Source organism: Streptomyces vulcanius (genome assembly GCF_042653945.1).
Classification (GTDB): domain Bacteria; phylum Actinomycetota; class Actinomycetes; order Streptomycetales; family Streptomycetaceae; genus Streptomyces; species Streptomyces mangrovi.
This window is the reverse complement of record NZ_JBHSFK010000008.1, coordinates 113,487-126,837: the sequence shown is the minus strand read 5'-3', so window position 1 is coordinate 126,837 and position 13,351 is coordinate 113,487. Positions and strand designations below refer to the sequence as shown.

Annotated in this window: 11 protein-coding genes and 1 pseudogene; 10 read left to right on the top strand and 2 right to left on the bottom strand. The window is 72.3% G+C overall.

Annotated elements, in window-relative coordinates; translation table 11 throughout:
• Positions 1-206: 206 nt before the first annotated feature.
• Positions 207-1,043, bottom strand: coding sequence for an HAD family hydrolase (locus ACFPIH_RS14380; protein ID WP_381171704.1), 837 nt, complete (start codon positions 1,041-1,043; stop codon positions 207-209).
• Between the two features lie 582 nt (positions 1,044-1,625).
• On the opposite strand from ACFPIH_RS14380, the gene ssd reads away from it, so the two are divergent.
• From ssd to ACFPIH_RS14345, 7 genes and pseudogenes are all read left to right on the top strand, one after another.
• On the top strand, positions 1,626-2,729 hold the full coding sequence (gene ssd / locus ACFPIH_RS14375; protein ID WP_381171701.1) for a septum site-determining protein Ssd: 1,104 nt from the start codon (positions 1,626-1,628) through the stop codon (positions 2,727-2,729).
• A gap of 26 nt (positions 2,730-2,755) precedes the next feature.
• Positions 2,756-3,970 (top strand): TadA family conjugal transfer-associated ATPase, encoded by a 1,215-nt coding sequence (locus ACFPIH_RS14370; RefSeq protein WP_381171699.1) that lies wholly within the window; start codon positions 2,756-2,758, stop codon positions 3,968-3,970.
• Positions 3,954-4,847, top strand: coding sequence for a type II secretion system F family protein (locus tag ACFPIH_RS14365; RefSeq protein ID WP_381171697.1), 894 nt, complete (start codon positions 3,954-3,956; stop codon positions 4,845-4,847). Before ACFPIH_RS14370 ends, ACFPIH_RS14365 begins: the two co-directional genes overlap by 17 nt.
• A gap of 52 nt (positions 4,848-4,899) precedes the next feature.
• The gene (locus ACFPIH_RS14360; protein ID WP_381171695.1) at positions 4,900-5,688 is read left to right on the top strand and encodes a type II secretion system F family protein; all 789 of its coding nucleotides are present in this window, start codon (positions 4,900-4,902) and stop codon (positions 5,686-5,688) included.
• 76 nt (positions 5,689-5,764) lie between these two features.
• Entirely contained in the window at positions 5,765-5,977 is a 213-nt protein-coding gene (locus ACFPIH_RS14355) for a DUF4244 domain-containing protein (protein WP_381171693.1), read from the top strand.
• A complete protein-coding gene (locus tag ACFPIH_RS14350) occupies positions 5,964-6,431 on the top strand; it encodes a TadE family type IV pilus minor pilin (RefSeq protein ID WP_381171691.1) in 468 nt (155 codons plus the stop codon). Before ACFPIH_RS14355 ends, ACFPIH_RS14350 begins: the two co-directional genes overlap by 14 nt.
• Positions 6,428-6,961, top strand: a pseudogene (locus ACFPIH_RS14345) (Rv3654c family TadE-like protein); the annotation flags it as partial. The gene ACFPIH_RS14350 and the pseudogene ACFPIH_RS14345, both read left to right, overlap by 4 nt.
• Positions 6,962-7,001: 40 nt before the next feature.
• Here ACFPIH_RS14345 and ACFPIH_RS14340 read toward each other — a convergent pair.
• A complete protein-coding gene (locus ACFPIH_RS14340; protein ID WP_381171689.1) occupies positions 7,002-9,623 on the bottom strand; it encodes a DEAD/DEAH box helicase in 2,622 nt (873 codons plus the stop codon).
• An 81-nt stretch (positions 9,624-9,704) separates the two neighbouring features.
• Here ACFPIH_RS14340 and bldG point away from each other — a divergent pair, with 81 nt between their 5' ends.
• The 3 genes from bldG (at position 9,705) to ACFPIH_RS14325 (ending at position 13,317) form a co-directional block, all read left to right on the top strand.
• Entirely contained in the window at positions 9,705-10,046 is a 342-nt protein-coding gene (bldG, locus tag ACFPIH_RS14335) for an anti-sigma factor antagonist BldG (protein WP_009189842.1), read from the top strand.
• Positions 10,047-10,154: 108 nt separating this feature from the next.
• A complete protein-coding gene (locus ACFPIH_RS14330) occupies positions 10,155-10,586 on the top strand; it encodes an ATP-binding protein (RefSeq protein WP_381171687.1) in 432 nt (143 codons plus the stop codon).
• A gap of 325 nt (positions 10,587-10,911) precedes the next feature.
• Positions 10,912-13,317, top strand: a complete 2,406-nt coding sequence (locus ACFPIH_RS14325; RefSeq protein ID WP_381171685.1) for a sodium-translocating pyrophosphatase — start codon at positions 10,912-10,914, stop codon at positions 13,315-13,317.
• Positions 13,318-13,351 lie beyond the last annotated feature (34 nt).

Genomic DNA, 13,351 nt, shown 5'->3' with positions numbered 1-13,351 from the left:
CGACGTCGCGTGGGTGCTCGATGTCCATGTGTCGGTCCGTGGGGCCAAATGCGGTTTTAAGGTGATCCTTTCGGATGTCCTTGGTCTCGCGGGCCGTTGAGTCCTTTCTACTCCAGTGCCAGGGCAAGCGGAAGCCCTGCCGTCAGTTCTTTACTTTTACCTGCAAATAGGTCTAAACGGTCGTGGATTCCCAGGTGGCCGGACTCTCAGGCGGTCGCCGCGGCCCGCCGCCTGCTGGCGTACCAGACCAGGCCCGCGGTGGCCGCCGCCGCGCCTATGGCGGCAGCCGCGACGAGAGCCGGGCGCGGCGGCACCGAGAACGACGGGATCCGCTGCTTGAGCCGCACCGGCCGATGGAAGTCGAGGATCGGCCAGCCGCGCGCGACGGCCTCGCGCCGCAGCGCCCGGTCCGGGTTCACGGCGTGCGGATGGCCCACCGCCGCCAGCATCGGCACATCGGTCGCCGAGTCGCTGTAGGCGTAGCAGCGCGCGAGGTCGTACCCCTCCGACTCGGCCAGTTCCCTGATCGCCTCCGCCTTCGTCGGGCCGTAGGCGTAGTACTCCACCTCGCCCGTGTAGCAGCCGTCCTCGCCCACGACCATGCGGGTCGCCACCACGCGGTCCGCGCCCAGCAGTTCGCCGATCGGCTCGACCACCTCGGCACCCGACGTGGACACGATGACGACGTCGCGGCCCGCGGTGTGGTGCTCCTCGATGAGGGAGGCGGCCTCGTCGTAGATGAGGGGGTCGATCAGGTCGTGCAGTGTCTCGGCCACGATCTCCTTCACCTGCTGGACGTTCCACCCCCGCACCATCCCGGACAGGTACTCGCGGGTCCGCTCCATCTGGTCGTGGTCCATACCGCCGACGAGGAAGACGAACTGGGCGTACGCGGTGCGCAGTGCCGCCCTGCGGTTGATCAGCCCGCCCTGGTAGAAGGACTTGCTGAAGGTGAGCGTGCTCGACTTCGCAATGACCGTCTTGTCCAGGTCAAAGAAGGCCGCTGTGCGGGGCAAGGAGTGGTTTTCCACAACCAAGAGCATAGGGGCAGCCCATTCGGCGTAAGGTGGGCGCGTGGGTTTGCCTGAGAGGCCTCTCGGGTACACCATGGAAGTCACGGATCGTTCGCGACCGTGCTAACGCGGCCCGGCTCCTCCCCCCCCCGAGTCGGCCGTGAAGACGACCCCCGCTCTCCCCCCCGGCGGGGGTCGTCGCATGTCCGGGTGGGTTTTCCTGTTCTGTGCATGGCTGAGCCGTGCCATCCGGGGCGGCTGAGGCCGCCCCTTCGTCATGCCCCGCGATGTCACGGTGTGTAGTCGTCGGACTGCTCTGCGGAAGTCGTACAGGGGACGGCGAGTGCTCACCGGTTTGGGTGACGGCGATATTCACAGTCGCTTGGCTGTCCACAGATTTTCACCAAGATCCACACGATTTCCGCGTTCGCTGCACCGTGATTCCAGCACGTCCGCTCGGGCCGAGTTCATGACCGGTTCCGTTTGTCCGGGTGGGCGCGCGGCCGGTTTCTGACGGCCGTTCATATGGAGACCGGTTGCCGGTTCTCCGGACGTTTGGGAATCGCGGGGCCGCAGGGACTGCGCACCCCGCCGCGAAGGGGGATGGAAAACATGACCGGAGCCGTCACACACGACCCGCCGCCCGCCGCCTCCGGGCGGCCCGGCAAGCCGCTGATCGTCACGGAGGACTCGGACCTCCTCGACGACCTGCTCCGCCTGTGCGCCGCGGCCGGCGCCACACCCGAGGTGCACCATTCGGTGCCGGACCGCAGGGGCAGCTGGGAGTCGGCACCCCTCGTCCTGGTCGGCGACGACGCCGCACCGCGTGTGCGGGGAGCCACCCGCAGGCGAGGGGTGGTCCTCGTCGGCCGGGACCAGGACGACTCCGGGGTGTGGCAGCGCGCCGTGGAGATCGGCGCCGACCACGTCCTGATGCTGCCCGACGGCGAACAGTGGCTGGTCGACCGCATCGCCGACGTCGCCGAGGGCGTCGGCCGACCCGCGCTCACTGTCGGCGTCATCGGCGGCCGGGGCGGCGCCGGAGCCTCCACGCTCGCGTGCGCCCTCGCCGTCACCTCCGCGCGCGAAGGGGTCCGCACCCTGCTCGTGGACGCCGATCCGCTGGGCGGCGGCCTCGACGTGCTCCTCGGCGGCGAGACCGCCCAGGGCCTGCGCTGGCCCGCCTTCGCCGCCTCCCGCGGGCGGGTCGGCGGCGGCGCCCTGGAGGAGTCGCTGCCGGAACTGCACTCGCTGCGCGTGCTCAGCTGGGACCGCGGCGACTGTGTCGCCATCCCGCCCCAGGCCGTCCGCGCGGTGCTCGCCGCGGCCCGCCGCAGGGGCGGCACGGTCGTCGTCGACCTGCCCCGCCGCATCGACGACGGAGTCGCCGAGGCCCTCGCCCAGCTCGACCTCGGGCTTTTGGTCGTCCCCGCCGAACTGCGCGCCGTCGCCGCGTCCGGCCGCGTCGCCTCCGCCGTGGGCATGGTGCTGCGCGACCTCCGGGTGGCGGTACGCGGACCGTACGCGCCCGGGCTCGAGGACCACGAGGTGGCCCGCCTGCTCGGACTGCCGCTGGCCGGCGAGGTGCCTGTCGAGCCGGGTCTGCTGCGCCCGGACGGCGGTAAGGCGCCACCGGGGGCCCTGGCCCGCGGGCCCCTCGCCCGCTTCTGCACGGAGTTCTGGGAGCGCGCCCTGGTCGAGGCGGGTGGCTCATGAGTACGGCGGCCAGGAGGACGGCGGTGATGGACACGGCGCCCGGGGCCGCGACCGGGCTCGGGCTCGGGCTCGAACGCGAGCTGCTCGACGGCGTACGGCAATGGCTCGTCGACAGCGGGGCCGAGCCGACACCCGCGCGCGTGGCACAGGCGTTGCGGGAACAAGGGCGGGTGCTCGGGGACGCGGAGGTGCTCGGCGCGGCGGAGCACCTGCGGTCCGAGCTGATCGGCAGCGGCCCCCTGGAGCCGCTGCTCGCCGACCCCTCCGTGACCGACGTGCTGGTGTCTGCCCCCGACCGGGTGTGGGTCGACCGGGGCGGTGGCCTGGAGCTGACCGCCGTCACCTTCCCCGACGCCGCGGCCGTACGACGCCTCGCGCAGCGCCTGGCCGCGGTGGCCGGACGGCGCCTGGACGACGCCCGGCCGTGGGCCGACGCCCGGCTGCCCGACGGGACCCGGCTGCACGCGGTGCTGCCCCCGGTGGCCGTCGGCTGCGCCTGTCTGTCGCTGCGGGTGGTACGGCCGCGGGCGTTCACGCTCGACGAACTGGTGACGGCGGGCACCGTGCCGCCGGACGGCGACCGGGTGCTGCGGGCCCTCGTGCGGGCGCGGCTGTCCTTCCTGGTCAGCGGTGGCACCGGCAGCGGCAAGACGACCCTGCTGAGCGCGCTGCTCGGCATGGTCGGGCCCAGGGAGCGGATCGTGCTCGCGGAGGACTCGGCGGAGCTGCGCCCGGACCACCCGCACGTCGTGCGGCTGGAGACCAAACCCGCCAACCAGGAGGGCGCGGGGCTCGTCACGCTCGAGGACCTGGTGCGGCAGGCGCTGCGGATGCGGCCGGACCGGCTCGTCGTGGGCGAGGTGCGCGGGCCCGAGGTCGTCCACCTGCTGGCCGCGCTCAACACGGGCCACGAGGGCGGCTGCGGGACGGTACACGCCAACGCCGCCGCGGATGTCCCCGCCCGGTTGGAGGCGCTCGGTACGGCGGCCGGGCTGGACCGGGCGGCGCTGCACAGCCAGTTGGCGGCGGCCCTGTCGGTGGTGCTGCACCTGGTCCGCAACCCGGCCGGGCGGCGCCGGATCGCCGAGGTGCATGTGCTGGAGCGGGACCCGTCCGGGCTGGTGCGGACCGTGCCGGCGCTGCGCTGGGGGGCGGACGCCTTCGCACGAGAGCGGGGCTGGGAGCGGCTGCGTGAGCTGCTGCGGGGCGGAAGCGAGGCGGACGATGTACGTGACACGTGAGATGCCGCTAGGTGCGGCCGTGGCCTGCCTGGGGGCGGCGGTCTGGCTGCTGGGCGGGCCGAACTCCGGGTCCCGGCGGGCGCAGTTGCTGCTGGCCGGGGGCGGGGTGGTCGGCGGCGGGCCCCCGGGGTGGCAGGACGTTCTGCTGGAGCTGCGCAGGCTGCGGGGGCGGTGGCGGCCCGAGTGGTGGGCGCCGGTCGTCGGGCTGACCCTGGCCGTGCTGGGCGCCTCGGTGCTGCCGGCCGTGGCGGGGGCGGCCGGAGTGCCTCTGCTGCGCAGGGCGCGGCGGGTCGCCGAGGCGCGTCGGGCCAAGGAGCAGCGAGGGGACGCGGTGATCGCGCTCTGTGCGGCGCTCGCCGGTGAGGTGCGGGCCGGCCGACAGCCCGGAGAGGCGTTGCAGCGGGCCGCCCGGGACTCGGGCGGTCTGGGCGAGGCGCAGGCGACGGTGCTGGCGGCGGCCCGGTTCGGCGGGGACGTGCCCAAGGCGCTGGCGGTCGCCGCACAGCACCGGGGAGCCGGCGGACTGCTGGGACTCGCGGCGTGCTGGCGGGTGGCAGTGGACCAGGGGGCGGGCCTGGCGGCCGGACTCGACCGTCTCGAAGGGGCGTTGCGCGCGGAACGCGACCAACGGGCCGACCTGCACGCGCAGTTGGCGGGGGCCAGGGCTACCGCGGTGATGCTCGCCGGTCTGCCGGGCCTGGGCCTCGTCCTGGGCACCGCGCTCGGCGCGGATCCGCTGCACGTGCTGCTGCACACCGCGGCTGGGCTGGGTTGTCTGCTCGTCGGCGGGCTGCTGGAGGGCGCGGGGGTGTGGTGGGTGCAGCGGATCGTGCGGGGCGCGGAAGGGCCCGTGGAGGAGGCGAGGGGCGGTGGGTGACATGGCGGGAGGAGGCATGACAGGCAGCGCAGGAGGGGTCATGGGAGGCGTCATGGGTGCGGAAGTTGTCCACAGGCTGGGGGTGACGGTGGGGATCGTGCTGGCCCTCGGGTTGTTGGGGTGGCGGTTGGAGCGGCTGCGGCGCCTGCGCACGGCCCGTCGGCGGGTGGCCGAGCTGCTGGGCCGGGAGCGGACGCGGGACGCCCCTCGTGCCGCCGCAGCGCGGGACGCCGTACGGAAATGGCTGCCCGAGGGCGTGGTGGTGGGCCTCGGGTGTGTGGTGATCGGCGGTGTCGCGGGGGTGGTGGCGGGGGTGATCGGCGCGGTCGGGCTGTGGCGATGGCGGCGCAGGTGTGCGGCGCCGGTCGCCACGGGCGATGTCGACGCACGGCTGGCGGCACGCCAACTCCCGCTCGCCGCAGACCTGCTGGCCGCGTGCATCGCGGCGGGCGCCGGTCCGGTGATCGCGGCGCAGGCGGTGGGCGAGGCCCTGGGCGGCCCCGTGGGGGAACGGCTGGCGCGGGGCGCCGCCGAGGTACGGCTGGGCGGCGAACCGGCCACCGCTTGGCGGAGGTTGGCCTCGGTACGGGGCGCGGAGGCGCTGGCACGCCTGCTGGAGCGGGCCGACGTGTCGGGGCTGCCTGCGGCCGGGCCGGTCGCCCGGCTCGCCGCGGACGCCCGCGCCGACTGGACGCGCGCCGCGACGGCCCGTGCCCGGCGCGCGGCCGTCCTGGTCGCCGCGCCCGTGGGCCTGTGCTTCCTGCCCGCCTTCGTCGCGGTCGGGATCGTACCCGTCGTGATCGGGCTCGCGGGCGGGGTGCTGGGAGGGGGTGGGCGATGAGGGGGTGATGAGCGGGACCCAGGCGTGAAACCGGACGAAAGAAACCAAAGCGGGATCGAACCTCACGGGGGTTGAGATGTACAAGGCAGTACGGGCACGGCTGCGTGCCCTGGTGTGCGGGATGCGGCGGAGTGCGCGCGGCGACGCCGGAATGGTGACCTCGGAATACGCGACGGGAATCGTTGCGGCGGTGGGGCTCGCGGTGCTCCTCTACCAGGTGGTGACCAGCGACGTCGTCGAGGCGCAGCTCCAGGACATCGTGAAGCGGGCGCTCGATGCGGGGATGTGAGCGGCGCCGGTGGCCGGGCTCGGACCGGGGGTTCGTGACGGCCGAGTCGGCGTTGGTGCTGCCGGTGCTGGTGGGGTTCGCGATGGCGTTGGTGTGGGCGTTGCTCGTCGTGGCGGCCCAGATCCAGTGCGTGGACGCCGCCAGGACCGGGGCCCGTGCGGCGGCCCGGCAGGATCCGCCCGACCGGGTCGTCGAACTGGCCCTCGCGGCGGCACCGAGCGGGGCACGGGTGACGGTCGGCAGGGAGGGCGACCAGGTCCGGGTGGTGGTCGTGGCACAGCCATCGGTGCTGCGGGAGCTGCCCTTCGAGGCGTTCGAGGTACGGGAGGAGGCCGTGGCGATGGCTGAGGAGGCCGTGGGGGCGGCACAGGGGGCCCTGGGAGCCCCGGAGGCCCCAGGGGCGGCCGAGGGGGCCGGGCGGAGTCCTGACGAGGCTGTGGGGGCCACGCCATGACGGCGGGTGTGGTCCAGGGGGCGCTTCGCCGCCGGGGTGCGGTTCCGGGGCTGGTTCGCCGCGATGGGGTGGCTCCAGGGCGGGTTCACCCCGGTGGGGTGGCCCCGGGACTGGTTCGCCGCGGTGGGGACGTCCCAGGGCTGCCGCCTCGCGGCGGGGTGGCTCCAGGGCGGCGGTGTCGCGGTGGGGCGGTCTCTGGGCGGCTGCGGCGCATCGGGATGTTCCGTCGGCGGCCGCGGTACATCGGGTTGGTCCGTGGGCGGCTGCGGGGCGGCGGTGATCGTGGCTCTGCCACCGTCTGGAGTCTCGGGGCGATCGCCGTGCTGTGCGTGGTCTTCGGGGTGGTGCTCGCCCTCGGACAGGCCGTCGTGGCTCGGCATCGTGCCGCCGGTGGCGCGGACCTCGCGGCGCTCGCGGCGGCGGACCACTGGCCGGAGGGTGAGGCGGAGGCCTGCGAGCGGGCCGACCGGGTGGCCCGGGCACAGGGCGCGCGGCTGGTGCGGTGCGCGGTCGTGGGGGAGATCTCGGATGTGGCGGTGGCCTCGGGAAAGGGGCCGTTCACCGCCGAGGTCAGGGCACGGGCCGGCCCCCCGGGGCCGGTTCTGCCGCCCTTGCCGGGCTCTCCGGCCTTGCCGGGCTCTCCGGCCTCGCCTGGCTCTCCGGCCCCGCCGGACTCGCTGGGGTCGCCGGGCTCGCTGCCTCCGCCGGAGTCTCCGGGCTCTTCTCCTCCGGATCCTCCTTCGGCTCCGGCGCTTCCCGGAGCAGTTCCGTGAGGAGTCGGACCGCGCCCCTCTTGTGCAGCGGTTCGTTGCCGTTGCCGCACTTGGGGGACTGGATGCAGGACGGGCAGCCGGCGTCGCACTCGCAGGCGGCGATGGCCTCCCGGGTGGCGGTGAGCCAGTCGCGGGCGGTGCGGAAGGCGCGCTCCGCGAAGCCCGCGCCGCCGGGATGGCCGTCGTAGACGAAGACCGTCGGGAGGAGTGTGTCGGGGTGCAGGGGCACCGACACACCGCCGATGTCCCAGCGGTCGCAGGTCGCGAAGAGTGGGAGGAGGCCGATGGAGGCGTGTTCGGCGGCGTGCAGGGCGCCGCCGAGGATCTCGGGGTTGACGCGGGCGGCGTCCAGCTGGTCCTCGGCGACCGTCCACCACACCGCGCGGGTGCGCAGCGTACGAGGAGGGAGATCGAGCTTCGACTCGCCCAGGACTTCACCGGTGATGACACGTCGACGCAGGAAGGAGACGACCTGGTTGGTGACTTCGACCGAGCCGTAGCACAACCGGCCCTGGCCCCAGGGGACTTCGATGTCCGTCTCCAGGACGGAGATGGCGGTGGTGTCGCGGGCGACCGTCGAGTAGGGCGGGTTGGCCTCCTCGACCAGGGCGACCGCGTCCTCCAGGTCGAGGGAGCGGACGAGATAGGTGCGGCCCTGGTGGAGGTGGACGGCGCCCTCGTGGACGGTGGTGTGGGCGGAGCCCGCGTCGACCGTGCCGAGGAGCCGGCCCGTGCCGGACTCGACGACCTGGATCGGTCTGCCGCCCTCGCCGCGGATGTCGGTGAGGTCGGCGGCCCGTTCGCGGCGCGTCCAGTGCCAGGCCTTCGTCCGGCGGCGCAGCAGCTTCGCGGCCTCCAGCTGCGGCAGCAGGCCCTCGGTCTCGGGGCCGAACAGCTCCAGGTCCTCGTCGGTGAGCGGGAGTTCGGCGGCTGCCGCGCACAGGTGCGGGGCGAGGACGTAGGGGTTGTCGGGGTCGAGGACGGTCGACTCCACCGGGCGGTCGAAGAGGGCCTCCGGGTGGTGGACGAGGAAGGTGTCCAGCGGGTCGTCCCGGGCGATCAGCACCGCCAGCGCGCCCTGCCCGGCCCGGCCGGCCCGGCCGGCCTGCTGCCACAGGGACGCGCGGGTGCCCGGGTAGCCGGCGATCAGGACGGCGTCGAGGCCGGCGACGTCGATGCCGAGTTCCAGGGCGGTCGTGGCGGCGAGGCCGAGGAGTTCGCCGGAGTGGAGGGCCTGTTCGAGGGCGCGGCGTTCCTCGGGCAGGTAGCCGCCCCGGTACGCCGCGACACGCCGGGCGAGGGAGCGGTCGACCTCGGCGAGCCGCTCCTGGGCGATCACCGAGATCAGTTCGGCACCGCGCCGGGAGCGGACGAAGGCGACCGTGCGCACGCCCTGGACGGCGAGATCGGTGAGCAGGTCGGCGGTCTCGGCGGTGGCGGTGCGGCGGACCGGGGCGCCCTTCTCGCCGCGTATCTCGGTGAGCGGGGGCTCCCAGAGGGCGAACACCAGTTCACCGCGGGGTGAGGCGTCGTCGGCCACCTCCACCACCGGGAGGCCGGTGAGGCGGCCGGCGGCGACCGCGGGCTCGGCGGCCGTCGCGGAGGCCAGCAGGAAGACCGGGGAGGCGCCGTAGCGGGCGCACAGGCGGCGCAGCCGGCGCAGCACCTGGGCGACGTGGGAGCCGAACACACCGCGGTAGGTGTGGCACTCGTCGATGACGACGTACTTCAGCGACTTCAGAAAGGAGGACCAGCGGGGGTGGGACGGGAGGATGCCGCGGTGCAGCATGTCCGGGTTGGTGAGGACGTAGTTGGCGTACTGGCGGATCCACTCGCGTTCCTCGAACGGCGTGTCGCCGTCGTACACGGCCGGACGCACCGCGTTGCCGAGCGGTTGTGAAAGTTCCTTCACGGAGCGGCACTGGTCTGCCGCGAGGGCCTTGGTGGGCGCGAGGTAGAGGGTGGTGGCGCCGCGGCCGTTCGGGGCCTCGGAGCCGTCCAGCAGGGCGGACAGCACGGGCACGAGGTAGGCCAGGGACTTGCCGGAGGCGGTGCCCGTGGCGACGACCACCGAGTCGCCGTCCAGGGCGTGCTCGGCGGCCAGGGCCTGGTGGGCCCAGGGGTGTGCGATGCCACAGGCCTGGACGGCCGCGACGACCTCCGAACGAATCCGGTCAGGCCAGACGGCATGGCGGCCCTCACGCGGGGGCAAGTGCTCCGTATGAGTGATGCGCGAAGTCCGGCTCGGGCCCGGGGCGAGCCGGGCCAGCAGCGCCCCCGGCGACAGGCCCGGGGCGGGCTGTGCCGAGGATCGATCGGATCGGTGATTCTTGGCCATCGGCACCGAGTGTGTCACTGGCGTGACGGACAATGGGGCCAAGGCGTCGTGCACGCCTGCCGGTAAGTGATTGAATGCCATCGCGGCTGGCGAACCGTCCCGGGGGCTCCTGCCGAGGTGTCCCGCGGGACGACCGCTCGATAGCAAGGTGCTGGAGGATCCGTGGACCTGTCCCTGTCGACCCGTACCGTCGGCGATCGTACGGTCGTCGAGGTCGGTGGCGAAATCGATGTATATACCGCGCCCAAGCTGCGCGAGCAGTTGGTCGAGCTGGTGAACGACGGGAATTTCCACCTCGTCGTCGACATGGAGGGCGTGGACTTCCTCGACTCCACCGGGCTCGGCGTACTGGTCGGCGGTCTGAAGCGAGTGCGTGCCCATGAGGGCTCGCTGCGCCTGGTCTGCAACCAGGAGCGCATTCTGAAGATCTTCCGCATCACAGGTCTGACCAAGGTGTTCCCGATTCACACCTCGGTCGACGAAGCGGTCGCTGCCACCGACTGACGATCCCGTCCCGGGCCTCACGGTCCGGGGCGGACAGTGGAAAATGGGGGACCGGGCTTTCGGCAGCCCGGCCCCTCCACAGCACGCCCGTAGTTCCGAGGGGGATGCATGGCCACCGTTGAACTCCGCTTCAGCGCGCTGCCCGAGCACGTCAGGACCGCCCGACTGGTGGCGGCAGCGGTGGCGCGCAGGGCCGGAGTGGACGAGGCCGTCCTCGACGAAGTGCGGCTCGCCGTGGGCGAGGCCTGCACCCGTGCCGTAGGCCTTCACCAGAGCGGTGGCATCACCGCCCCGGTGAAGGTGGCGCTGATCGAGGAGGAGAAACAGTTCTCCATCGAGGTCGGCGACGAGGCGCCGCGGTCCGCCCCAGGCGACCGCGCGCCCGGTTCCGGCGTGGGCGACGCGGAGACCGAGGAGGACGAAATGGGCCTCGCGGTCATCAGCGGCCTCGTCGACGACGTGGAGGTCACCGCCGGGGAACACGGCGGACTGATCCGTATGACATGGCCGACGACGCCGGCCGAGGCGAACCTGGCCTGAGCCGGCCGCTCGTTTTCCGTACGACCTGAAGGGCCCCACTCCGGTGGGGCCCTTTGGCGTGCGCCCACCCGGGTACCCGTGCTTACAGTTGTCCCACTGATCCATTCACCTGATCCATTCGCCGTCCGTGAATTAATTCACGATCACTGAAAGATCGGTGAAAGGTCAATAAAAGATCAGCGAATTGGATCTACGGCTCGACAACGCCTTTGAGGCATTACTGGACGTGCGAGCGAATTCTGTTTACCGCGCACTGTTTTGATCAGGTTCCGGTACCTACAATCCGTCCACATCTTGAGCTCAGCCCAAGCGTCAAGGAGGACGAATGGCGGGGCTTTCTACCCCTCATCGGTTGGACCACCCCACAACCCTCGCAACCGCAGTGCTGACCGACGGCAACCGCCTGCTCGTGGTGGTCATCGGGGTCGTCGCACTGGCTGCGCTCGTGGTCGCGGGCGTCCTGCTGCGCCAGGTGCTCGCGGCCGGCGAGGGCACCGACAGCATGAAGAAGATCGCGGTCGCGATCCAGGAGGGCGCCAACGCCTATCTGGCCAGACAGTTGCGCACGCTCGGCGTATTCGCCGTCGTCGTGTTCTTCCTGCTCATGCTGCTGCCCGCGGACGACTGGAATCAACGTGCCGGGCGGTCGGTGTTCTTCTTGATCGGCGCGGCGTTCTCGGCGGCCACCGGTTATATCGGCATGTGGCTCGCCGTCCGCAGTAATGTGCGGGTCGCCGCGGCGGCCCGGGAAGCGACTCCGGCGGCCGGCGAACCGGAAAAGGATCTCACCGCCGTCTCGCACAAGGCGATGAAGATCGCATTTCGCACGGGCGGCGTCGTAGGCATGTTCACGGTGGGCCTCGGGCTGCTCGGGGCCTCCTGCGTGGTGCTGGTGTACGCGGCCGACGCGCCGAAGGTGCTGGAGGGCTTCGGCCTGGGCGCGGCGCTCATCGCGATGTTCATGAGGGTCGGCGGCGGCATCTTCACCAAGGCCGCCGACGTCGGCGCCGACCTGGTCGGCAAGGTCGAGAAGGGCATTCCGGAGGACGATCCGCGCAATGCCGCGACCATTGCCGACAACGTGGGCGACAACGTCGGCGACTGCGCGGGCATGGCCGCCGACCTCTTCGAGTCGTACGCCGTGACCCTGGTCGCCGCGCTGATCCTCGGCAAGGTGGCCTTCGGCGACGCGGGTCTCGCGTTCCCGCTGCTGGTACCCGCGATCGGGGTGCTGACCGCGATGATCGGCATCTTCGCGGTGGCCCCGCGCCACTCCGACCGCAGCGGCATGTCCGCGATCAACCGGGGCTTCTTCATCTCCGCGGTGATCTCGCTGGTGCTGGTCGCCGTGGCTGTCTACGTCTATCTGCCGGGCACGTACGCCGACCTCGACGGCGTCACCGACGCGGCGATCCAGGACAAGGGCGGCGACCCGCGGATCCTCGCCCTCGTCGCGGTGGCGATCGGCATCCTGCTGGCCGCCGTGATCCAGCAGCTCACCGGCTACTTCACCGAGACCACCCGCCGTCCGGTCCGGGACATCGGCAAGACGTCCCTGACGGGCCCCGCGACCGTCATCCTGGCCGGCATCTCCCTCGGCCTGGAATCGGCCGTCTACACCGCCCTGCTGATCGGTCTGGGCGTGTACGGCGCGTTCCTGCTCGGCGGTACGTCGATCATGCTGGCGTTGTTCGCGGTGGCGCTGGCCGGCACCGGCCTGCTCACCACGGTCGGTGTGATCGTCGCCATGGACACCTTCGGACCGGTCTCCGACAACGCCCAGGGCATCGCGGAGATGTCCGGCGACGTCGAGGGCGCGGGCGCGCAGGTGCTCACCAACCTGGACGCGGTCGGCAACACCACCAAGGCGATCACCAAGGGCATCGCGATCGCCACGGCCGTCCTCGCGGCGTCGGCGCTCTTCGGGTCGTACCGGGACGCCATCACCACCGGCGCGCAGGACGTCGGCGAGAAGCTCTCGGGGGAGGGCGCGCCGATGACGCTGATGATGGACATCTCGCAGCCCAACAACCTGGTCGGCCTCATCGCGGGCGCGGCGGTCGTCTTCCTCTTCTCGGGGCTGGCGATCAACGCGGTGTCGCGGTCGGCGGGCTCCGTGGTGTTCGAGGTGCGGCGGCAGTTCCGCGAGCACCCCGGGATCATGGACTACAGCGAGAAACCCGAGTACGGCAAGGTCGTCGACATCTGTACCCGGGACGCCCTGCGGGAGTTGGCCACCCCCGGTCTGCTCGCCGTCCTGGCGCCGATCTTCATCGGCTTCACGCTCGGCGTGGGCGCCCTGGGCGCGTACCTCGCGGGCGCGATCGGCTCGGGCACGCTGATGGCGGTGTTCCTCGCCAACTCCGGCGGTGCCTGGGACAACGCCAAGAAGCTCGTCGAGGACGGCCATCACGGCGGCAAGGGCAGCGCCGCGCACGAGGCGACGGTGATCGGCGACACGGTGGGAGACCCCTTCAAGGACACCGCCGGGCCCGCGATCAACCCGCTGCTGAAGGTCATGAACCTGGTGGCCCTGCTCATCGCGCCCGCGGTGATCAAGTTCAGTTACGGCGACGACAAGAACATCGGCGTACGGATCCTGATCGCGGGCCTCGCGCTGGTCGTGATCGTCGGCGCGGTCTACGTCTCCAAGCGGCGGGGGATCGCCGTGGGTGACGAAGACAACGCCGACTCGTCGTCCAAGTCGGTGGATCCGGCGGTGGTTTCTTAGCACCTCTTTCGGTGCTCTTTGCCGGTGCCCAGTT